This is a genomic window from Vibrio galatheae (assembly GCF_000967545.1).
Taxonomy (GTDB): Bacteria; Pseudomonadota; Gammaproteobacteria; order Enterobacterales; family Vibrionaceae; genus Vibrio; species Vibrio galatheae.
Map to the genome: position 1 here is coordinate 113,599 of NZ_JXXV01000006.1, position 22,481 is coordinate 136,079.

At 45.0% G+C, this 22,481-nt stretch carries 17 protein-coding genes and 1 pseudogene; 7 read left to right on the forward strand and 11 right to left on the reverse strand.

The annotated features are described in order from the left end of the window. The first annotated feature begins 287 nt into the window (after positions 1–287). Complete coding sequence (locus tag TW81_RS02495) at positions 288–1,571, forward strand: GGDEF domain-containing protein (protein ID WP_045954204.1); 1,284 nt, start codon at positions 288–290, stop codon at positions 1,569–1,571. On the opposite strand, the gene TW81_RS02500 is transcribed toward TW81_RS02495, so the two are convergent. The 3 genes from TW81_RS02500 to TW81_RS02510 form a co-directional block, all read right to left on the reverse strand. Beyond that, positions 1,546–2,328 carry a SanA/YdcF family protein gene (locus TW81_RS02500; protein WP_204243972.1) on the reverse strand — a complete coding sequence of 261 codons (783 nt, stop codon included), beginning with the start codon at positions 2,326–2,328 and terminating at the stop codon, positions 1,546–1,548. The two genes, TW81_RS02495 and TW81_RS02500, sit on opposite strands and share 26 nt — an antisense overlap. Continuing rightward, positions 2,301–2,621 (reverse strand): DUF3392 domain-containing protein, encoded by a 321-nt coding sequence (locus TW81_RS02505; protein ID WP_045954148.1) that lies wholly within the window; start codon positions 2,619–2,621, stop codon positions 2,301–2,303. The genes TW81_RS02500 and TW81_RS02505 overlap by 28 nt, the downstream gene beginning before the upstream one ends. 129 nt (positions 2,622–2,750) lie before the next feature. Continuing rightward, on the reverse strand, positions 2,751–4,439 hold the full coding sequence (locus TW81_RS02510; protein ID WP_045954149.1) for an NAD-dependent malic enzyme: 1,689 nt from the start codon (positions 4,437–4,439) through the stop codon (positions 2,751–2,753). A 156-nt stretch (positions 4,440–4,595) separates the two neighbouring features. Here TW81_RS02510 and TW81_RS02515 point away from each other — a divergent pair, with 156 nt between their 5' ends. From TW81_RS02515 to TW81_RS02525, 3 genes are all read left to right on the forward strand, one after another. Next, complete coding sequence (locus tag TW81_RS02515; protein WP_045954150.1) at positions 4,596–6,941, forward strand: helicase-related protein; 2,346 nt, start codon at positions 4,596–4,598, stop codon at positions 6,939–6,941. 214 nt (positions 6,942–7,155) lie between these two features. Further along, on the forward strand, positions 7,156–7,533 hold the full coding sequence (locus TW81_RS02520) for a hypothetical protein (protein ID WP_045954151.1): 378 nt from the start codon (positions 7,156–7,158) through the stop codon (positions 7,531–7,533). Between the two features lie 284 nt (positions 7,534–7,817). Continuing rightward, positions 7,818–8,471, forward strand: a complete 654-nt coding sequence (locus TW81_RS02525; RefSeq protein ID WP_045954152.1) for an outer membrane beta-barrel protein — start codon at positions 7,818–7,820, stop codon at positions 8,469–8,471. Between the two features lie 67 nt (positions 8,472–8,538). Here the strand turns inward: TW81_RS02525 and TW81_RS02530 are convergent, their stop codons facing one another. Continuing rightward, positions 8,539–9,732: an amino acid aminotransferase gene (locus TW81_RS02530; protein WP_045954153.1), complete on the reverse strand. Its 1,194-nt coding sequence runs from the start codon at positions 9,730–9,732 to the stop codon at positions 8,539–8,541. A gap of 227 nt (positions 9,733–9,959) precedes the next feature. Next, positions 9,960–11,450: an HD-GYP domain-containing protein gene (locus tag TW81_RS02535; protein WP_045954154.1), complete on the reverse strand. Its 1,491-nt coding sequence runs from the start codon at positions 11,448–11,450 to the stop codon at positions 9,960–9,962. A 314-nt stretch (positions 11,451–11,764) separates the two neighbouring features. On the opposite strand from TW81_RS02535, the gene TW81_RS02540 reads away from it, so the two are divergent. Further along, entirely contained in the window at positions 11,765–13,162 is a 1,398-nt protein-coding gene (locus TW81_RS02540) for an aminotransferase-like domain-containing protein (protein WP_045954155.1), read from the forward strand. 103 nt (positions 13,163–13,265) lie between these two features. Continuing rightward, positions 13,266–13,472, forward strand: a complete 207-nt coding sequence (locus tag TW81_RS02545; protein ID WP_045954156.1) for a hypothetical protein — start codon at positions 13,266–13,268, stop codon at positions 13,470–13,472. Positions 13,473–13,522: 50 nt separating this feature from the next. Here TW81_RS02545 and TW81_RS02550 read toward each other — a convergent pair whose 3' ends face one another. From TW81_RS02550 to TW81_RS02575, 6 genes are all read right to left on the reverse strand, one after another. Next, positions 13,523–13,756: a hypothetical protein gene (locus tag TW81_RS02550; RefSeq protein ID WP_045954157.1), complete on the reverse strand. Its 234-nt coding sequence runs from the start codon at positions 13,754–13,756 to the stop codon at positions 13,523–13,525. Between the two features lie 172 nt (positions 13,757–13,928). Further along, on the reverse strand, positions 13,929–15,329 hold the full coding sequence (asnS, locus tag TW81_RS02555; protein WP_045954158.1) for an asparagine--tRNA ligase: 1,401 nt from the start codon (positions 15,327–15,329) through the stop codon (positions 13,929–13,931). 169 nt (positions 15,330–15,498) lie between these two features. Next, on the reverse strand, positions 15,499–17,112 hold the full coding sequence (locus TW81_RS02560) for a methyl-accepting chemotaxis protein (RefSeq protein WP_045954159.1): 1,614 nt from the start codon (positions 17,110–17,112) through the stop codon (positions 15,499–15,501). 280 nt (positions 17,113–17,392) lie between these two features. Beyond that, on the reverse strand, positions 17,393–18,754 hold the full coding sequence (locus TW81_RS02565; protein WP_045954160.1) for an L-serine ammonia-lyase: 1,362 nt from the start codon (positions 18,752–18,754) through the stop codon (positions 17,393–17,395). 93 nt (positions 18,755–18,847) lie between these two features. Next, entirely contained in the window at positions 18,848–20,101 is a 1,254-nt protein-coding gene (locus TW81_RS02570; protein WP_045954161.1) for an aromatic amino acid transport family protein, read from the reverse strand. Between the two features lie 291 nt (positions 20,102–20,392). Then, positions 20,393–20,998, reverse strand: a complete 606-nt coding sequence (locus TW81_RS02575) for a CoA pyrophosphatase (protein WP_045954162.1) — start codon at positions 20,996–20,998, stop codon at positions 20,393–20,395. Positions 20,999–21,324: 326 nt separating this feature from the next. Here TW81_RS02575 and TW81_RS02580 point away from each other — a divergent pair. Beyond that, positions 21,325–22,461: pseudogene (locus TW81_RS02580) on the forward strand (ATP-binding protein); the annotation flags it as partial. Positions 22,462–22,481: the final 20 nt, after the last annotated feature.

The window sequence follows — 22,481 nt, forward strand, 5'->3', positions numbered from 1 at the left end:
AGGGTAATCCCTCTTTGTTATTAGGGCGCCATTGTAGCAGTTTTTGATTCATTCAGGTCAAATCATGGTGACAACTTGGTCTTTTAGGATGGGCCTTTAGCGTGCTTTTTCGTTGATATTTTAGCTTTCAGTTTATGAGTCAGATCTAATATTTATCCGCTTTTATTTAGCGAAAACGCAATAAAATGGAAGCGATATCTTATTATTATTTTGAGTCGAGTCTCCATTTTCAGCATTTCGATGATTGGATTGTAGTATTGAAAGTTATTCATAAAGTCATCTTTTTTATGGTCATCCTGACTATCATGCTCGTGCAGTTGTATTGGATGCACGGATCTAGCCATGTTTTTAAAATATTCCCAGGTGAGTATGCCTTTACATCTTTTGATGATCAGGAGCAGGGCGGGATCAGCACCTCTTCAATTGAAACGACTGACTCTGACATTGTTTTGAATTGTACCTTAAATAAATCTGATGCCTATCAGTGGCCTTACTGTGGGATAACGGTACAGCTTGGCGAAAGCGTCCATCAAGGCTTGAATCTGAGACGCTATCATACTATCCGCCTTAACATCGATTTTAGCCAACTCGACAGCGACCAAGAGCCGAACCTGCGTTTGTATCTGCGTAACTTCAACCCGGAGTATTCGGTGGAAGATAACGAGTATTCGCAAAAATACAATGGCCTTTCTTATGCTCCGGGAGTTGATAATGGTGTTATCGATATTCCGATTGCCAACCTACAGGTGTTGACTTGGTGGTTGGCCGACAACCATATTCCGATTGAGCATTCTGCGCCGGAATTTACCAATATCACTAAGCTAGAATTAGCGACCGGGTCTAACCAATTCGTTGGTCAATACCAAATGACGGTTAAGAGTGTTGAACTGGTGGGCAATTACGTTGAGGGTGAAACCTTGATGTTGGTGCTGTTGGTGTTTTGGGTATCTCTCGCATTGGTCTACAGCGCAATTGAGATTAGACGTAGCCATCAGCTCATTTTACGCTCTCAGTTTAGGCATGATCACTTACGCAAGCTGAACTCAGAACTACAAGAACAAAACATTCACTTCGCCGAGTTGGCTCATCGAGATGCTTTGACCGGCGCGATGAATCGTTACTCGATTCGCGAATGGTTAAATACGCATTTTGAGGGTGATTTAGGCCAGCAAAAAGCGTTATCTGCTCTCTATCTCGATATTGACCATTTCAAAGACGTGAATGATAAGTACGGTCACACTATGGGGGACGATATCTTACGTGAGTTTACTATGGTGATACTTGGGATTCTAAGCCCAAGCGAACGCTTAGTAAGGTGGGGTGGCGAAGAATTTGTTGTTTTCTGTCCAGGTTTTGACCTCAAAGAGGCCAGCGAGTTAGCGGAAAAAATTCGTCACCGTATTGAGTCGCATATATGGGTACATGGCGATCCGCTGACAACGAGTATTGGTGTTGCATCAAGAAGCAGTGATGAGCGAACCAATGAAATGTTAACCCGAGCTGACGAAGCTCTGTATACGGCGAAGCGCAAAGGGAGAAATCGGGTTATTGCGACTCCTCGTCCAGATTAGCGCTAGAACTTGCTTCAACGCTGTCGCTTTGGTCTGAAAATTGCTCAACCAAGATAGGTTCCTTAGGCCCTAGAAACTTAGGCTTCGCATCAATAATATAGATATCAAGCATCGCTTTAGCCCGCGCAAATACCTCCCTCATTCGCACTTTGAATCCAGAATGATTTGAGGGGCCTGCAACTGCGAAGCACTTGGCGTCAATGTCGTGTGAGTTGGCGATAAAGATTGCCCGTTCACAATGGAATTTTTGCGAAATGATCAGGAAATGATTAGTGTCGAAAATCTCTTTTGCTCTGACGACTGAGTCTAGAGTTCGAAACCCTGCATAATCCAAAAAAATATTCTCTTCAGGTACTTCTGCCTTGAGTAGATCACGCTTCATCGTCCAAGGTTCGTTATAGGAGCGGTGAGCATTGTCGCCACTTAACAGAAAGTATTCGACTTTCCCTTGCTGATAGAGATCGATCGCTGCATCGATGCGGTTGGTGTAGTACTCATTGAGCACTTTCCCAAGGTATTTGCTGGTGCCTAGCACGACCGCGACATCGAATGATTCAATTTCATCCGCTTGGGTAAACAGTTGATCTTGTGCTTGGTAAGAGACCCAGCGATCAATCGCGAAAAGGGTGATGGCGAGAAAAATGATGGCGATCGGCAACCACGTCAACATTCTCAGCAATAACTTTAGCCAAGTCCTCGTTCGTGGTTGATGGTGAAATAATCTGCGCACTAAATCTGTCGGTTCCGTTGTGCCCATAGGCCAATGATCATGAAGCAAAACAATACGATGGAAAACATGATGCCAGCCTCAAGACCGCTTAATGTCCGAGATAGGTAAGGTGTTGCTTTAATGATGATTAAGCCGTAACCGAACGCGTTAATCAAGACAAACACTATCGTTCTTAGGGCGAAGTTTGTATTTCTTAATAATTTTCTCACTAGCGCGTTGATCTCTCCGCCTGCCATCACTAAGGTACAGGCAATCAGTGCGGTCGAAATCTCGCCGAGGTAGGGGCGCAAATATCCGCCGAAAAGGTTAAGGTATTCCATGATAATACAAGTAAAAGCCGTTGATTAACCGAGAATAACACGAAGCAATAGAAACGGGGATATGAGAAATCTACGACGAGACATAGCTGGCAGTAATAAAAAACCCAGCCTTGGCTGGGTTTGATTGACTTAGAACGCGGTACGCTTGTAACGGCGATAAACTGGCTGCCAAAATGAAGAGTCAATGGCTTCTTCGAGGGCTTCGTCGGTGATTTCGAGTGCAACGCCTTGCTCAATCGCTTTCTTACCTACCGCGAAGGCTATTTTCTTCGATACTGAGTGAATCGCTTCTAGTGGTGGCAGTAGTGCGCCTTGGCCATTGATAGCGAGCGGTGAACAAGTTGCTAACGCACGGCTCGACTCCATCAGCATTTCGTTGGTTACACGCTTAGCATTGACCGCCAATACGCCCAATCCGATACCCGGGAATATGTAGCTGTTGTTACATTGCGCGATCGGGTAGGTTTTACCTTCAAGTACCACAGGATCAAACGGACTACCCGTTGCCACTAACGCTTCACCGTTTGTCCAGTGGATGATGTCATTAGGTGTTGCTTCAACGCGGCTGGTTGGATTAGACAATGGGAAGACGATTGGTCGCGCACAGTGCTTATGCATCTCTTTAATGACTTCTTCGCTAAACAAACCCGGAGCACCAGAGACGCCAATTAGCACGTTTGGTTTACCATTACGCATCACATCAAGCAAAGAGAAGCCAGTGCCTTCACTTTGCCACTCTGCAGTGTTGGCGTGTTTTTGCACCAATCGCTGTTGGAAATCGAGCAGATTTGGCATGCCTTCTTGCAGTAGACCCCAACGGTCAACCATAAATACCTGTGAGCGCGCTTGTTCATCGCTAATTCCTTCCGATACCATCTGCGCGATAATTGCTTCGGCAATGCCACAACCTGCTGAGCCAGCGCCGAGGAATGTGATACGTTGCTGAGATAGTTGGCTTCCTGCCGCTTTACATGCGGCGAGTAACGAACCAACGGTGACTGCAGCGGTACCTTGAATATCATCATTGAAACAGCAGAAACGATCTTTGTATCGATCCAGTAGCGGCATCGCGTTCTTTTGCGCAAAATCTTCAAATTGGATTAATGCATCTGGCCAGCGTCGCTGAACTGCCTGCATAAACTCTTCGAGGAAAGCGTCGTACTCAGCACCCGTAATGCGAGGGTGACGCCAGCCCATATACATAGGATCCGCCAGTCTTTGCGGGTTGTTTGTACCAACATCGAGGACGATAGGTAAGGTGTAAGCTGGACTAATACCACCACATGCCGTGTAGAGAGCAAGCTTACCGATAGGAATTCCCATACCACCAATGCCCTGGTCACCAAGCCCAAGAATTCGTTCGCCGTCAGTAACGACAATCACTTTAACGTTGTGGTTTGAGGCGTTGTTTAGAATGTCGTCAATGCGCTCTCGGTTAGCGTAAGAGACGAACAGACCACGGCCGCGACGATAGATGTTGGAAAAGTTTTCACACGCTGCACCAACTGTTGGTGTATAGATGATTGGCATCATCTCTGATATGTGATTTTGCACCAAACGGTAGAAGAGCGTTTCGTTGGTATCTTGAATGTTGCGTAGATAAATATGCTTGTCCATATCGCTCTCAAAACTGCGATATTGTTGGTAAGCACGTTCAACTTGTTCCTGAATAGTTTCAGTGGTTTCTGGTAGCAGACCTTCTAGATTGAATGAGCTTCTTTCTTCTGCAGAGAAAGCACTGCCTTTGTTGAGGAGGGGAGTGCTGAGAAGTGCAGGGCCTGCATATTGGATATAAAGAGGGCGTTTATCGTTATTCATCACATGCCTTAGTAGGGGGTTAGGGTCAACAGACCTTTGGGAACAGGAACTTGAAAATGATAGGGATTCGTTGCGTTAATGTAAACTGAATATTCCTCCATTCTGATAAAGTTTGCGTATATAATTTCGAGCTTTAAACCTCGCTATGTGTAAATCATGATAAGCCTGCCGATCGATACTCTCCAACCAGACTTTCTCTCTTTGCTGCCGAGCAACCATCTTATTGTTGAAGCCGAGACGGGGTCTGGAAAATCAACGCGCTTACCTTTGTGGGCTGCGCAAACTGGGCGAGTATTAGTTATCGAGCCGCGCCGTATTGCCTGCACTTCATTAGCTCAGTTTCTTGCGAAGCAAAGTGGTCAGGCATTGGGGAAATCGATAGGTTACGCAATCAAGCTAGATAGCCAGTTTGACGACAATACCCAAGTGGTGTTTGTCACTCCCGGAGTGGCTCTGCGTTGGTACTCAGAAAACAAGTTGCAGGACTTTAAAACCGTCATTGTTGATGAGTTTCACGAACGGCGCTGGGATACCGATCTGCTGGTTGCTCTGCTTAAAGGTGATGCCAACCATCAACTGGTTGTCACATCGGCAACTATAGAGGGCGAAAAATTAGCGGCATACATGGGTGCGAGTCGCCTGTATGCGCAGGGACGTAATTACCATGTTGCGATTGGATACCGTGCACGTGATTCCAGACAACTTCCAGATATTCGCAATCTTGAGCAGAGAGTGACTCAAGAAGTGAGCGAGCTTCTTGATGTTGAAGGAGACATCTTAGTATTTTTGCCCGGCAGGAAAGAGATTGCCCAATGTATGAGTCAGCTGGCGAGTATCGACGGTATCATCGCGGTTCCGCTTCATGCTTCGGTGACCAATGAACAAAGGGAAATCGCATTAAGCATCCTGCCTCAAAAAAAAGTTGTACTGGCGACCAACGTTGCTGAAACGTCACTGACGATCCCTAATATTGTTGCTGTCATTGATTCAGGACTTGAGCGCAGAACAGAGCAGCGCAATGGACGAACCACGTTAAGTTTAAAGCACATTTCAAAAGCCAGCGCTCAACAGAGAAGTGGACGTGCAGGACGAGTGATGGACGGAGTGTGTATCCGCCTGTACGGAGAACATGCTGCGCTGTCCGATGTGACGCCACCCGAAATGCACCGCGAATCGTTAACAGAAGCAATGCTCGCCTCTGCCTGTTGTGGTCAAGCGCTCGATAAGCTTGATTTTTTAAACCCTCTTCCCGATCGATCATTAAATCAAGCACGAAACATACTCTTGGCGATGGGAGCGGTCGATGAAGACGGTAAGGTAACCGAACATGGTAGCCGCATTTACCCACTACCCATTGATGCGTTGTATGCCGATTTGGTAACACGTATGCCGACTCGGGCTCTGCGTGAAGCTATGGTGGATCTCACGGCCGTTCTTGCGACACCAGCGAACTTGTACCGTTTATCATCCAGTGACGAGGCGAGAGAAAGGCTTGAGCAACAAGAGCCGCTCGGATGTGACGCGCAAATCGCTATCGGCGTGATCCGTGGCGCCGCCTTCGCAGGTGTCAATGTCGACTCTGAAGTGCTAAGAGAATCTCAAGCGCTCGCGGCGCAGATGCGTGAAGTATTTGAATTACCACAGCTTAGTGTGGCTTCTCGCTATTCTCATGCTGCACTAGTCGAAGCCATTGCCCAGTTGCATCCTGAGTTGGTCTTCGTTCGCCGGTCAAAGCGTCGTGAGGCGATGGCGAACGGTGAAATGGAAGTGACATTAGGTCGAGAAAGTCGCTTTCTAAGCAAATATGAAGCGGCGTTGGTACTGGACACTCACAGCCTATCGGGAAGAGGGGTGAAGCAAACGCTCAATTTAGCCACTTTCACCCTACCGATTAAACTTACTACTCTTAGCCAACTAGGCATCGGGGAATGGCAACAAGGGGAAGTCACAACGCTTGATGATCAACCTGCGATTGAAATGAATCTTATCTACGCAGGCAGAGTGATTGAACGTCGGTATGAGCTGGCACAAGGAAGTATGGCGATTAAGCCAATGGTTGAAGCGGTAAAAGCAAACAAGCTACTGCCAGGCTTTGCAAATGTGCGTCAAAAGCAGATTGAACACTGGAAATTATACGTTGCTCTGGGGCTAGGAGAGACAGAGCAAGATATCAGCCAACTCACTTTTGAGTCTTGGTTTACCGAGCAGTTAACGCTGTTAGAGCTCAGTGATATATCTGAACTCGATCTATTTAGTGACGATGACTTTGTCTTCGAAGGGATCCCTTACTGGGAATATGAAGAGTTTGCCAGTGCCTATCCCTTTGAACTTGCTTTAGGTGATTTGAACCTTGATGTGGAATACCACGCCGAGAAAAAACTTGTCTATGTGGTACACCGAGATGGGCTGCGTAAAGGCTATCCAAAACGATGGGAATTACCGAGCTGGAAGGGGTGGAGAATTCAGTACAAGAGGGCGAGTAAAATTGTTGATATCAAATAGCACCCGGTCGTTAGATATTATTTTGTCTGTAAAATATTAAGCAACCGGTCTCGTATATCACTTAATTGTACACATTTTGTTACCGTTGTGGTTTTTATATAGCTTTTTAAAACGGATTTAGGGCATAAAAGACCGATGTCTTATATCCTATTGCTATAACCAATCGAATCTAGGATATTAAGTACACTGTGTTGCCGATATTACGGGGGATGATATGGAACATCTAGGCAAGACAAGTGTTGTGTTCGACTATACTTCTTTTCTCGGTGCTTCTTGCAGTAAGAAATGGACTTTCTTAGAAGCTATGAGTACGTTTGCACCTATATTCAGCTTAGCTTGGAAAAATACGATAAAAGAAACACTGACGATTGAAGATCGCTTGTGGGATCAAGCTATGAAATCACTCTCGGCGAATCGCAGTGACGAATCTAATATCCTCACCTTACTTCAGTTAGCGAAGAGCGAAGGGGTGGCAGAGCTTAAAATTGTGATGCCGTATGAATTAGAAGTTGAGTCATTAGAGCGGATGAAATCCAAGTCTAAGATTGACATTCAGGTCTTGTCCCAAGATGAACTGATTATCAAATTTTAGACTCAGACAATACTCACCAGAACTCTGAATCATTGCGGCATTTGTTGGCTAGAAAAAGATCTCATATGAGATCTTTTTCTATATCTGGGATTTAGACTTTGTAGAAGATCATAATTCTCGCAATTTATTCAGTAACTTGACGGGCAGTTGTTCTATATTTCTTTACATAACACTTGGTCAGAGCAAAGGTTAACTTTACGAGCATATTAGCGTGCAGATCGCTGATTGCGTTGAGACTGGCTGAAATTAACGGATGTTGTTGTATAGGGAATTACGAGGTCAGAATGGATTTGAAGCACTGCTGGTTATACGCTCCTTTGTTGCTTGTTAGCTCATTACATGCCGCTGAAACGAACAAGCTGAATAATATTAACTATGACTTCTTTTACGCAGATTTAAGTGCGGGTTCACTTAACGAAAACTTAGGCGTCAACAACAATGTCACGGCACTCTCTGTCGGTGGGAATTATGTTTTTAGCGACAATGTTTTGTTTACCCTCGATTATACAGCGAGGTTTATCCACCCTGAAGATGAAACAACTGAGCTTTACACATTGTTACCGGGTGTTGGTTATCGCTATGCCATTATTGATAGCCTCGACTTAGTGGTTGGCGCAAAGTTGGGTTATCTGTGGGCGACACAGAGTGTGGACAATACCAACATTAAGTTGTTTAGTGACAATGACTTTAGCTTAGGTGCCAGCGTACAGCTGAGGTATTCACCGTCTGAAAAATGGGAGCTAGCCGCGAGCGGTGAGTACAATTACACCGATTTTCTAGACGAGACCATTTTTAATCTCAGAGCCGATTATCAGTTTGCACAACGTTTTACGGTCGGCGCTTTTTACACTCACCGCGCGGGTGATTTTGCGACTACGAGAATTCAGGGTAATGCGACCACCAATGAAGGTGGAATCTCATTGAGATACTTATTCTAAGCAATTTTGTTAGATTGATCTGACAAAAAAGCCAGCTTTCGCTGGCTTTTTTAGCTATGCAAAACGACTATTTTAGAACTGCAGCGATACCTTCACACAGTGGTAGCATGTTTGAGCGTGTCATTCCGGCAACACTGATACGGCCAGAACCCACAATGTAAATAGCAAATTCGTCTTTGAGACGAGCTACTTGCTCTTTAGACAAGCCAGAGAACGAGAACATGCCGTTTTGACGTTCGATGAAGCTAAAGTCTGCATCGACTCCTTGCTCTTTCAGCGTTGCGACGAACAATTCACGCATATCTTGAATACGATCGCGCATCTCTTTTACTTCAGCTTCCCACTCTGCACGAAGCTCGGCATCGTTTAGGATGTGAGTAACCACTGCGCTGCCGTGTGCTGGTGGGTTAGAGTAAATCGAACGAATAATCGCTTTTACTTGAGAAAACGCAGTCGTAGCCACTTGCTCTGATTCAGCAACTAAAGTGAAAGCACCCACACGCTCATTATACAAGCCGAAGTTTTTCGAGAATGAACTCGCGACGAGAATTTCTTTGTTGTATTTAGCAAAGATACGTAGGCCAGCGGCATCTTCTTCAACACCTTTCGCAAAGCCTTGGTATGCAAAGTCGAATAGTGGAAGCAGCTTTTTGTCAGCAACAAGTTTAGCTAACGTTTCCCACTCTTCAGTGGTTGGGTCGATACCTGTTGGGTTGTGACAGCAGCCATGAAGAAGAACGATATCGCCTTCCGATGCTTGCTCTAAATCTGCAACCATTGCCGCGAAATCTTTATCTTTGGTTTCTGCATTGTAGTAACCGTACTGCGCCGTTTCGATACCAGCAGCCGCGAAGACACCATTGTGGTTTGCCCAGGTAGGGTTACTGATCCAGATTTTGACATCGCCTAGCTGACGCTTGATGAATTCACCAGCGACGCGTAGTGCGCCAGTACCACCCGGTGCTTGTGCTGTTTTTGCGCGGTTATCTGCTACGATTTCTGCATCGTTACCAAAAAGTAACTTCTGCACAGCCAATGCGTACTCCGCAGTACCTTCGATAGTTAGGTAAGACTTCGTTTTTTCAGTTTCAATCAGCGCTGCTTCAGCTTTTTTAACTGTTGCAAGAACAGGGGTTTCACCTTGCTCATTTTTGTAGATACCAACGCCAAGGTTAATTTTTTCAGCGCGAGCGTCTTTTTTAAACTCTTCAGTGAGGCCAAGAATAGGGTCTGCGGGTGCAGCAACTACTTTTTCAAACATAATCGTCATCCATGTTTATCGAAGGGAGGATATAAGTAACTCCGCTTATTTATACCTTTCTCCGCACAGTGAGACAACAGCGAATTTGAAGAAAATTTAAAAAATCGTAGGATTTTATTATTGGTAAAGTTGAAACTAAGATTTCTATATAAAAAGTCCCTTTAATCATCTGACTAAAGGGACTTTAACGTTAGAAAAACAACCGTCAAAAAGAGGCGTTGAGCTTGCTAAGCATGCATTCTTTGCTCTTGCTCATTTTCCTGTGCTTCGAGGCTTCGGTATTTGTTGGCAATTGCGACAAACTCATTTTCAATCGCAATGAAAGCATCGACCACCTGTGGATCAAAATGATTGCCATTGCCTTGCAAAATAATCGCTTTGGCTTTTTCATGGCTAAACGCTTTTTTGTATACACGTTCAGAAATAAGTGCGTCATAAACATCGGCTAAAGCCATTAATCGCCCTGAAAGGGGAATTTCTTCTGCTTTTAAGCCTTTAGGGTAACCACTCCCGTCCCACTTTTCATGGTGGGTAAGAGAAATTTCCTTGGCTAACTGTAGAAATGAATTACTACCGAGTTGTCCTTCTGCCATAGAAAGAGCTTTAGCGCCTATTTCTGGGTGACCTTTCATGACTTCAAACTCTTCATCGGTAAGTTTGCCTGGTTTAAGCAAAATGTTGTCGGGAATACCAACTTTACCGACGTCGTGTAGCGGTGCCGATTTGTACAACAGCTCGATGTAGTGAGAAGTTAACAGCGGTTTGTGTTGTTCGAATTGAGACAGATGAGCAGCTAATGCTCGAACATATTCTTGAGTTCTAAGAATATGTGCCCCCGTTTCGTTGTCTCGCGATTCTGCGAGCGCAGACAGACTGACAATCGCGACATCGCGAGTCGTTTTAACTTCGTCTTGGCTAGATTCCAAACTGTCGAGCATCTGATTGGTCAAAGACGCCATTGAACCAAATTCATTGTGTTCGAAAATAGGCAGTCGCTTAGAGATGTTGCCATTGGCTACTTCCAGCAACGAGCTTTCCTGTGCAGTTAATACACGCTGAATCAATTTACTCCATTGGATCATAATCGTGATGACATAGGCGCCAAGCACCACGGAAATATAGATAAACTCTTTGATAACACTGATTTTTCCAGTGCCGTCCAACACGCGCTGTGGATTTTGTTCTAGCCAGAAAATGTCTTTAACCGCGACCATTGCCAGCATAGAGGTCAAAGTTATCAAGAGTAGGCTGATAAGAAAGATCATTTGCTTAACGATAGACTGTCTTTGGCCACTTAGCTCGAACTGGTACCTTTCCGCGCTGCTTAGGCTATCGAAGTGGGCAATTTTTGCATCAAGCTGTAGCAGCACACCTGTAAAAAAGCCAAATAGGGTCATACCAAACAGCACTTTGAGATTGCTGTCGAGCGTAAAATCATAAAACGTATTGTAAAAGGTGGCTAATACTAGGCTGCCAAAAAACATCAGCACACTGTCGAGCAAGGCATGTTTTTGCTGCTGGACTAATTTGTGCTCACTGAGCAGAAAATGGCGGACAAGATAGACGCTGCCGAATGTTGTCGATACATGGGTAAACAGCTCGGCAAACGAAAGCGTTTCGAGCATCGGACAAACTCGACCACTATAAAGACCGAAAACCACTGCTGCCAGCACGTACAGCTTTAAGGTCAGAGACGCGTTGTAATGTGATTTAACCATGTTATAGCCTCTAAGGATGTTTGGTGGCCATCATTGGCCTGTCGAAAATCTAAAATCAATTTGTCGACTCAATAGATGACCGAGTATTTTATCGATTTGTTTCTATTATTTATATACTTTTGCCATTTAAGTGCGAGTAGCAAATAACCAGTACCATTAGATGTGTCGTTAGACGACTAGTGGTCGCTTTGTATGAACCAAGCTGATGCGTTGTATCACAAAGCCAGTTTAAACCAGATTTAGTTAGTGAGAAGTTTGCGAGCCCATCAATGGCTTGGCTGTGGTATCTTGGCAGTGAATTTATGAGGGGGCATATGAACCGCTATCAGCAATTAGCACAAAAGCTTAAACGACAAATTAAACAGAACACATGGCGAGCTGGAGAGAAAATTCCTTCAATACGTGCCGCAAGCCAGAGCTTTTCTGTCAGTTCTGCTACTGTGCTTCAAGCTTATCAATTGTTAGAAGCAGAAGGTTGGATTAGAGCTAAGCCGCAATCTGGTTATTTTGTTACCTCAATGTTGGATGCCGGGCAAGAAGAGAGAGTGACCTCATCGTACCCACGCCAATACAACGACGAGTTGTACGATTTTTTGAAAATTAACAATCAAGCTTCGATCGCCTTTGGGGCCGCTTTTCCTGCTCCTGATTTGTTCCCACTTCAGGTATTAAATCGCCACTTGGCCAGCGCCGGGCGTAAGATGCCGACCAACAGCGTCATTCACAACTTGCCTCCTGGAAATGAAACCTTAAGGCGAATCATTGCTCAGCGTTATTTGGTGCAAGGTGTTGAAGTTTCTCATCAGGATATTGTTCTGACATCCGGAGCGATGGAGGCACTGAATCTTAGTCTGCAGGTGCTATGTGAACCGGGCGATACTATTGTCATAGAGTCGCCCGCTTTTTATGGTGCGCTACAGGCCGCCGAGCGTTTGCAGCTCAATGTGATTGAAGTGCCTGTCAATCCAGTCAAAGGTATTGACTTAGAAAGCCTTGAACAGGCGTTTCGCGACCATGATGTCAAAGCTTGTTGGCTCATGGTTAACTTCCAGAATCCTACAGGTGCTTCTCTCAGTGATGAGGCGAAATCCAAGGTAGTGCGATTGGCCAACCACTACGATGTTTACCTCATTGAAGATGATGTTTATGCCGAACTACACTATGAGGTTCACAAGCCCCAGCCTTTAAAATACTGGGATAGACAAGACAGAGTGTTGCTGTGCGGCTCACTGTCCAAGTCGCTGTGTCCCGGTTATCGGATTGGTTGGGTTGTGAACCAATGCTTAAATGACAAACTGCAAAAGCAGCAATTAATGTCGACATTGGCGGCAAGTGCACCCATCCAGCAAGGCGTTGCCCATTTCCTTCAACATGAAAGCTATGACAACCACTTACGTAAACTGCGCAAACACCTGCGCGCGCGTCGAGATAAGCACATCGCCCTGATCAAAGAATACTTTCCCCAACGAACGCTTATTCACCAATCTGATGGCGGCTATTTTCTCTGGCTTGAGTTGCCCTGTGAAGTAGATACTTACCGTCTCTACCAAATACTGAAAGAGAAGAATATTTCGATTGGCTACGGTAACTTGTTTTCATCGAGCGGGCAGTTTCAACACTGCTTGAGGCTAAATATTTCGTTTGAAGTTACATCATCAGCGTCAGATGCCATTAAGGAAATTGGTCAACTTATAGCAACTGACTCAAATTGAGTGGTGCTGGCTAACTGCTTGGTGTTTTTTCGTCGCAACTGTGTAGCAGGCTTAACTGTAATCTGTGCTCAAATATCCGCTTAGTGGAATGAGAGGGGAAATTATGGAAAAGCAGAGTTATAAGCACGAATATCGTCTTATGCTGGTAGCGATAGTGTGTGCGGGTTTGTTGGTATTTGGTCACCTGATCTTAGCCAAATCATTCGCCAGTTATGCATGGACAGAATACACCGCAGCTGCGATACCATTTGTTATGTTTGGTCTGTGTCTGTTCGCGATACGCTACGCTGCGAAAGAGCAGCCGGAATAGGAGCGTACAAACTCTCGTGTCAAAATGCTATGGACACGAGAGGGATGACGTTACTTCTTGCTGTTCAGATGATCAATAATTGCTTGCTTAGCATGCCCTTCATTGGCGGTTTCACCACTAGGGACACTGAGCGCTTTTTTACCGTGCATCCCAGTGATATCTTCGGCGATATGTAACCAATCTGGGTGCCAGTAATAGGGTTGTTCGCCCTGGGGGTGATCCCAACTGTGGACGCCATCTTCAACACCGTTATAGGCGAGATCTTCAATTTTAAACAGTTTCATATTTGGATATCCTTTTGGCTGAGGATACTTTCACATTAGCTCGTTTGTGGCTGAATATCTAATATCAAACATGATAGATAAGTGTGCATAATTTTGTACTTAATACCTAAATTAGGTGTATAAAAAAACCTCCGTTGATACGGAGGTTTTTGCATTCTTTACCAGCGATAACCTAGAAGTTTGCTGAACGTGGTGTGCGTGGGAATGGGATGACGTCACGCACGTTGCCCATGCCTGTTACGTAAGAGACTAAGCGCTCAAAACCTAGGCCAAATCCAGCATGTGGAACAGTGCCGTAGCGACGTAGATCGCGGTACCAGTTCATGTGCTCGGGATCGATACCCACTTCACGCATACGCTCATCTAGGATGTCTAGACGCTCTTCACGTTGAGAACCACCGATGATTTCACCGATCCCCGGTGCCAGTACGTCCATCGCTGCAACTGTTTTACCGTCATCGTTGGCACGCATGTAGAATGCTTTGATGTCTTTCGGGTAGTTCTTCACGATTACTGGCGCTTTAAAGTGCTCTTCAGCTAAGTAGCGCTCGTGCTCAGAAGACATGTCGATACCCCATTCAACTGGGAATTCGAATTCGCGACCTGAATCGAGCAGGATTTGGATAGCGTCAGTGTAATCGACTTGTGCAAAATCAGAAGAAACGAACTGCTCTAGACGAGTAATCGCTTCTTTGTCGATACGTTGAGCGAAGAACTCTAGGTCGTCGCGGCACTCTTCAAGTACGGCTTTAAATACGAACTTAAGCATATCTTCAGAGAGTTTAGCGATATCGTTTAGATCCGCGAACGCAACCTCAGGCTCAACCATCCAGAATTCTGCTAGGTGGCGGCTAGTGTTTGAGTTTTCAGCGCGGAATGTAGGGCCGAAGGTGTAAACTTTGCTTAGAGCACAAGCGTAAGCTTCTGCGTTTAACTGACCAGATACGGTTAGGAAAGTCTCTTTACCGAAGAAGTCTTCGTTGTAATCAACGTCGCCTTTATCTGTACGAGGTAGGTTTTCCATATCTAGTGTAGAAACGCGGAACATCTCACCAGCACCTTCTGCATCAGATGCTGTGATGAGTGGCGCAGATACCCAGAAGAAACCTTGCTCGTGGTAGAAACGGTGGATTGCTTGAGATAGGCAGTTACGTACACGTGCTACCGCTCCGATTACGTTAGTGCGTGGACGTAGGTGCGCAACTTCACGTAGGTACTCGATAGAGTGACGAGTTTTTGCCATTGGATAGGTTTCTGCATCTTCAACCCAACCTACAACTTTAACTTCTGTTGCAGCTAACTCGAAGTCTTGACCTTTCGCAGGAGACGCAACAATCTTACCCGTTACTTCAACAGAGCAGCCAGTGGTTAGCTTAAGTACTTCGTTGTCGTAATTATTAAGATTATTAGGGACCACGGCCTGAATCGGGTCGAAACAAGAGCCGTCATAAATGGCAAGGAAAGAGATTCCAGCTTTGGAATCACGACGTGAACGGATCCAGCCACGAACAGTTACTTCACTGTCTACTGCTAGCTGACCTTTCAAAACGTCTGATACAGGCGCGTAAGTCATGTTTTCAATATTCTCCATTGAGGTAAAAATTCAACCCAATGTTGCAAAATTTATCGAATAAATAATGAGCAAACATTGGGTTGGATAGAATTCTTAAGATTCAATGGAACATATTACCTTTCAAATATTATGCTTCAACCTTTATTGTCATTTAGGCGAACAAAAAAGTCTATTTCTTGGCTGAAAGGGTAAATTGAGCGAGCAACTGCTCCAAATGTTCAGAAAGTTGCTCAAGATTCATACTGATGTCACGAGTTTGCGCGGCAGATTCCGTTGTTTGATTCGCGTGTTGATTGATCACTTGAACTTTGTTTTGCACATCGTGACTTAGATGAGCGGTATTGCTCGATTGATCCTGAATACTGTTGGCATGAGCCAATGCCTGTTTCATCTCTTCAACAACATCATTCATTGCTTGAGAAAGTAGCTCGACTTCATTAGAACGCTGGTGAGCGGTACTACAGACCGAGTCAACCGAAGTCAGAGACGCTTCACTGTCTTTTTGGAATTGTGCGATGATATTTTCGATGCTTCCTGTTGCTTCGGCTGTCCGACTGGCAAGGTTTCTCACTTCATCAGCAACCACGGCGAATCCACGGCCTTGTTCTCCTGCGCGTGCTGCTTCTATGGCGGCGTTCAAAGCCAATAGATTGGTTTGTTCTGCAATGCCTTTAATCACTTCGAGAATACTCGATACTTCAGCAGTTTGTTCATTGAGTTCAACAATGCTGTCTTTTACTTGTTCAATATCGCTGACAAGTCCTTTGATTTCATGGCTGGCACCATGTGCCTGCTGAGCACTTTGCTCGGCAATGTGCGTCGTGTGTTTAATGAGCGTCGACGCTTCTTCTGTGGCAATTTCAACCTGAACTTGCTGAGACTGCATTTGCTCGATATTGTCTTGAACTTCGGCGGTTTCCGCTTGCTGATTATTTGCTGCGGAATCGGTCACTTGCGCTAAGCGTGTTAGTTCCGTAGCACTATCCGCCACTTTGTGTGAGGTGGATTGAACTTGTTCTAAGCTGACATTGACGGTATCCATAAACGAATTGATGGCACCTGAGAGCTGACCAATCTCATCTCGTTGCGAAGTATCAAGTCGCTGAGAGAGATCTTTGGTATTGCTTAAGCTTTGCATAAAGCCTGAGGTTTTTTGAATTGGACGAACAATAATCTTGCGGATAAGCCACATAGTGACTAAAAAGCCAACAAAGCCAAATGCAGACATAATCCCTAATGCGATCAATGCACGTTGGCTGATCAACTGATTGACATGCGAAAGGTTGTATTCAAGGCGAATGGCGCCAAGTACTTCTCCCTCTGGCGCCATATGACAAGCAACACAGTTGGTCCCGCGATAGTTTTCGCTTGATTTCATCGGTAGCGCGACCACAATCCCAGAGCCCCACGTATCAGAAATTGGCTCAATAACCAACTCGCCAGAAAGGGCACGTCGATCAATATCATCTACGGGTTTTTGATTCTCTTGTCCAGGACCATATAACTTACTGACTGCGTCTGCTCGTAAAACTTTGACTTGCTCAATGCCATCTTGCGCGAGTGCTTTTTCGCGCAACGTTTCTTTTTGAGCCATGGTGCCAGTGAGCATCATCATATTCAGACTATCAAAGTAGTTACTAGCCTTGTCATGCAGTTGCTCACTCAGCACTGAGTTGATCAACTCGCGTTGTTGCAGATATTGATAGGTCGTTGATGCCATTAATACGAGGCCAAAGACCGTGAGTAGGGTGATGAGCAACTTTGTTGTAATTGTCAGGCGCATTATTAGAAATTATTAATTATTGGGATAGACCTCTTAATTTTTACTTAGATACTTAGGTTAAGGAAGGTGTCGAATTTCATATTGTGACCGCACGCTATGTGAGGTTATTGTAAATGTGATGTAAGCAGCTTGTGAGCAAATAATTGACTATGTGACATAATTTTGGCGCGCAATATGGCAGTCTGAGTAAGCATCTAGATAGCGCTTTGCTCCTTTCTCACACAACAAAAAAAGCCCAAGCGTATTGCTTGGGCTGGAGTCTATTTTTAGCAATGTCGAATTAGCAGATAACTTTTACTGCTAGGCCGCCTTGCGAGGTTTCACGGTATTTCGCGTTCATGTCCTTGCCTGTCTCTAGCATGGTTTCGATAACTTTATCGAGAGAAACAGTTGGTGCCGAAGAACGACGTAGCGCCATACGAGTCGAGTTGATCGCTTTTACTGCTGCGATGCCATTACGCTCGATACATGGAACCTGAACCTGACCAGCAACAGGGTCACAGGTTAGACCTAGGTTGTGTTCCATCGCGATTTCAGCAGCCATACAGACTTGCTCAGGGCTACCACCCATAAGCTCAGCGAGCCCCGCTGCCGCCATAGAGCATGCCACGCCAACTTCACCCTGACAGCCTACTTCAGCACCAGAGATTGACGCATTACGCTTGTAAAGACCGCCGATGGCACCCGATGCCGCAAAATAACGGATATAGTCTTTTTCCGTAACCGTTTGGATAAACTTATCGTAGTAAGCCAGTACCGCAGGGATAATGCCACAAGCTCCATTGGTTGGTGCTGTTACCACACGGCCACCTGCCGCATTCTCTTCGTTGACCGCAAACGCAAACATATTGACCCAGTCAACCACAGACATTGGGTCGTTAGTGGTTTTCTCGGAAGTAAGCAGTTGTTGACGCAAAGCAGCAGCACGACGAGGCACACGCAGTGGCCCTGGTAAAATACCTTCGGTATTCATACCGCGTTCCATACATTCGCGCATGGTTTTCCAAATGTTGGCAAAGTAAGTACGAGACTCTTCGTCGGAGTGAAGAGCCGCTTGGTTCTTCATCACCAATGTGCTGATAGAAAGCCCGCTCTCCTTACATTGATTCATCAGCTCTTCAGCGGTGGTGAATTCGTAAGGTGCCTTAACTGGGTTCTGTTCTTCTTTACCGAAGTTTTCTTCATCTACGATGAAACCACCGCCGATAGAGTAATAAGTCTTAGAGTACACTTTTTCGTCATTGACCCACGCGTGGATCTGCATGCCGTTTTCATGTAGTTCTAGGTTGGTGGTATGGAAGTTCATCCCACCTTCTTTGGGGAACGATACTGTATGGCAATGCATGCCAACAGGAAGGCGCTCAGTTTCTTCAACACGAGCAATAAAGCCCGGAATTGAGTCAATATCGACTTTTTCAGGGGTGTTACCTGCAAGACCCATGATGATGGCGATATCAGTGTGGTGACCTTTCCCTGTCAGTGATAGTGAACCATAGACGTCAACGGTAATTTTAGTGATGTCGCGTAATTTTCCCATTGAGCGTAAATCATCAATAAATTCTTTACCCGCTTTCATTGGACCAACAGTGTGTGAGCTTGAAGGACCAACACCGATCTTATAGATGTCAAAAACACTAATCATATCGATTACCTCAGAAGAAAGCCTCCCAGGGGTAGGGAGGCTTAATTATTATCGTTATATTCTTGATTTAATCAGACTGTATAAAGCCGTTGATTAAAGAGCGCCGTAGATTACAGAAGTAATAGCTGCAATACCACAGATAGCTGTGAAAATCTGTACAGGTGCAGAAGTTTTGTACTTCGCCATCGCAGGGACCTTGTTCATTGCGAATACAGGCATTAGGAACAGGATAGCTGCAATCATAGGTGCGCCCATCGTTTCAATCATGCCTAGGATGCTTGGGTTAACGATAGCCACAATCCAAGTAGTCACAACGATGAAGATTAGTGATGCTTTTTCAATCTTGCTCTTAGGAGACTCAGAGTGAGATTTCACCAAGCCAACTAGACCTTCGTGCGCACCTAGGAAGTGACCGAAGTAGCTTGAAGTAATTGCTGCGAAAGCAACAAGAGGACCCATGTAAGAGATAAGTGGAGATTCGTGTACGTTCGCTAGGTAAGAAAGAACAGAGATGTTTTGTTCTTTAGCCATTGCGAGTTGTTCTGGAGATAGTGAAAGCACGACAGAGAACACGAAGAACATTACGAAACCCATTAGCATCATTGCTGCGCCACCAGTGATTGCGTCAGTTTTCTTCACGGCATCATCACCGTATACACGACGTTGCTCTTTAGAGAACTGAGAGATTACTGGGCTGTGGTTGAAAGAGAACACGATGATAGGAATTGCTAACCAAACAACAGAAGGCATAGAAGACCAGTCTGGTGCAACAGACATCATTGAGCTGTTCCAATCAGGGATTAGGTAGAAAGAAAGCGCAAGTAGGATGAATACTAGAGGGTAAACCAGTGCAGATGTCGCTTTCAGCATTAGCTCTTTACCAAACACAACACCCGCAGTCATTGCTGCGATTAATGCGCCAGAAAGTAACCAGCGAGGAATCGATTCCATACCCATTTGGTTAACTAAGAAAGAGTCAACCGTGTTAGTGATACCAACACCGTAGATAAGAACGATTGGGTAGATAGCGAAGAAGTAAGCAAAAGTAATAAGGTTTGCTCCAGTCTTACCAAAGTGCTCTTCAACAGTGTCAGTGATATCAGCGTCAGGGTTTTTCGCAGAAAGTACGAAACGGGCTAGAGATTTGTGAGCAAACCAAGTCATTGGTGCTGCGATTAGAGCAAGGATAACTAATGGCCAAAAACCACCAGCACCTGCTTTGATAGGTAGAAACAGTACGCCTGCACCTACGGCAGTACCGAAAAGTGACAGACACCAAGTGAAATCTTTGTAAGTAAACTTACTAGACGATTGTGCGGCTGATGCCGCAGTAGTTGTTGTATTCATGTTGTGATACTCATTTTTGGGAACAGGAAATAAGTCGGGTGCAATTTTGCATAATTTGTTTGCAAAAAAATTAGATCTAAATCATGAATTGATTCAAGTGATGATAACCGATGTCAAAAATAGGTTTTTGCTCACGAAAATGGCGTGCTACTAGTGATTTATGCTAATGGCATGGATGAGAAAAACTAATGATTTGGTGAATTTGTTTTATGCTTGTCAACATAAAACGGGTGCTTTGTTAATAAGCGATATCACGAATGTGAACAACTTTGATGTTGAGCGATGGTATGTTTACTTATGCATAATGTGTTTTTGCATCGCTTCAATAATTTGTGCTGTCATGCCCCAGATAAAGTGACTTTTGTAAGACAACCCAAAAACACGATGCGAAAAGTTGTTAACTTGGAATTGTTGGCTGTGCAGTTTTGCGCTGTCCAATATGACAGAGGCAGGTACTTCAAATACCTCGTCGACCTCATTTTTGTCGATGTGGGTTTGGTAATCAGGGCTGATAAAGGCTAAAAAAGGCGTGACGGTAAAGCGGCTAATCGTGACTAATTCTGGCATCTGACCAAAGATTTGAATCTGACTCGGTTCGATACCCACCTCTTCATACGTCTCACGCACAGCGGTGTGTGACAGATCTATGTCGGATGGTTCAAACTTGCCTCCGGGAAAGCTGACTTGACCGGGGTGGTGCTTGAGATGCTTAGCGCGGCGAGTAAACAGCACGTGAATACCATTATCGCGTTCGACAAAGCCAACCAAGACCGATGCCTTACGCAAGTGAATTTGGTTCAAATGAGAGACGCGCTTTAGAGCTTCTTGATGGTAGTCGACGGTTTGATGTAACTGAAACCGTTGAATAAGGTGCGTTTTATTTAGCTCAGACAACACGTTAGCTCCTTTTGCTATTTGAAAAAAACGGCATTATGTTTCATGCTTTTTACACTATCTAAAAGCGCAGGGACAGCGTCAGTAATGAAAAGCATTAAGGCCAAAAAGTGTATCAATCAGACTTTTTTCATTAGCCTTTATAACAGGTTACCTAATAATAATAGCTTATTAGCTTGCTATTGGGTGTCTCGCTTTGCTGATTTTCTACAACATTTCAGTCGCTGCACCAAGCTAATAATACTTTGCCAGTTCCGCAACAAGAGGCAAACGAATCGGCGTCAATTGAGCCTAGTGGAATAACCCACATGACCAAAAAGTCGTCGCTTGAAATCGAATTAGCCAAGGAAATTGCTGCGCGAAAACGTGCAGAGCGTTCGACGCAAGAGTTCGTTGCGATGATCAACCACGAATTGAGAACTCCGCTCAATGGTTTACTCGGCAGTGCGGAACTGCTCGCCACTACCGCGCTAGATGAAGAGCAGCAAACATTACTGAGTAACTTGACCTATTCTGGCGAGCATCTGCGCCATCTCATCAATGATATGCTCGACTTTAGTAAGATCAGCGCTGGTATGATGGAGCTGATCCCTTGCCATTTTTTATGGCAAGACATGAGGTGCATGCTCGAAGGGGTATTTGCAACTCAGGCTGAAGAAAAAGATCTTACGTTTGAAATCATTGAACAGGGCAGTATACCGAGCGCATTTATTGGCGACCGTGAGCGAATTAATCAGATTTTACGTAACCTGATTGGCAACGCGATAAAATTCACCTCGCAAGGCTCTGTTTCAGTTAAAGTTGGTTGGGATGGCGACAATCTACTTGTGAGTGTCGTAGATACTGGGGTTGGTATCAGTCAAATCGCTCAGCAAAGAGTGTTTACACCGTTTGCGCAGGCCGACAGAAGTGCGCGGCGCAATTTTGAAGGTACCGGGTTGGGGTTAGCCATCTGTAAAAGCTTGCTGGAGCTGATGTCTGGTGAGATTTCACTGTGTAGCGAGCTTGATAGGGGCAGTCAATTTAACGTTCGTATTCCGCTCAAAGTGGCATCTGAAAGTGCCAACCCTAAGAGAATACTCAGCTCAAAAAGGTCACTAAGGCCGTTAGCAGAGTTGTCTATTTTGGTGGTGGATGATATTCGGATGAATCAAGTCATTATCAATCAAATGCTGAAGAAGCTGTCGATTAGCCCAGACATCGCGAACAACGGCTTGGAAGCGATCAAAGCCTGTAATGACAGCCAGTATGATATTGTTTTTATGGATTGCCGGATGCCCGAAATGGACGGTTTTGAAGCGACCGCTTATCTCAGGGAACAAGCGTATACGTTACCTATCATTGCATTAACAGCAGGAACAACGCTTGAAGAGCGGGAAAAGTGCATTCAATGTGGTATGAACGATATCTTAACCAAACCCTATACTGCTAAGGATCTTAAACTGATGTTGGAAAAATGGGCTTAATCGAACTCTAAGCCCGTTTG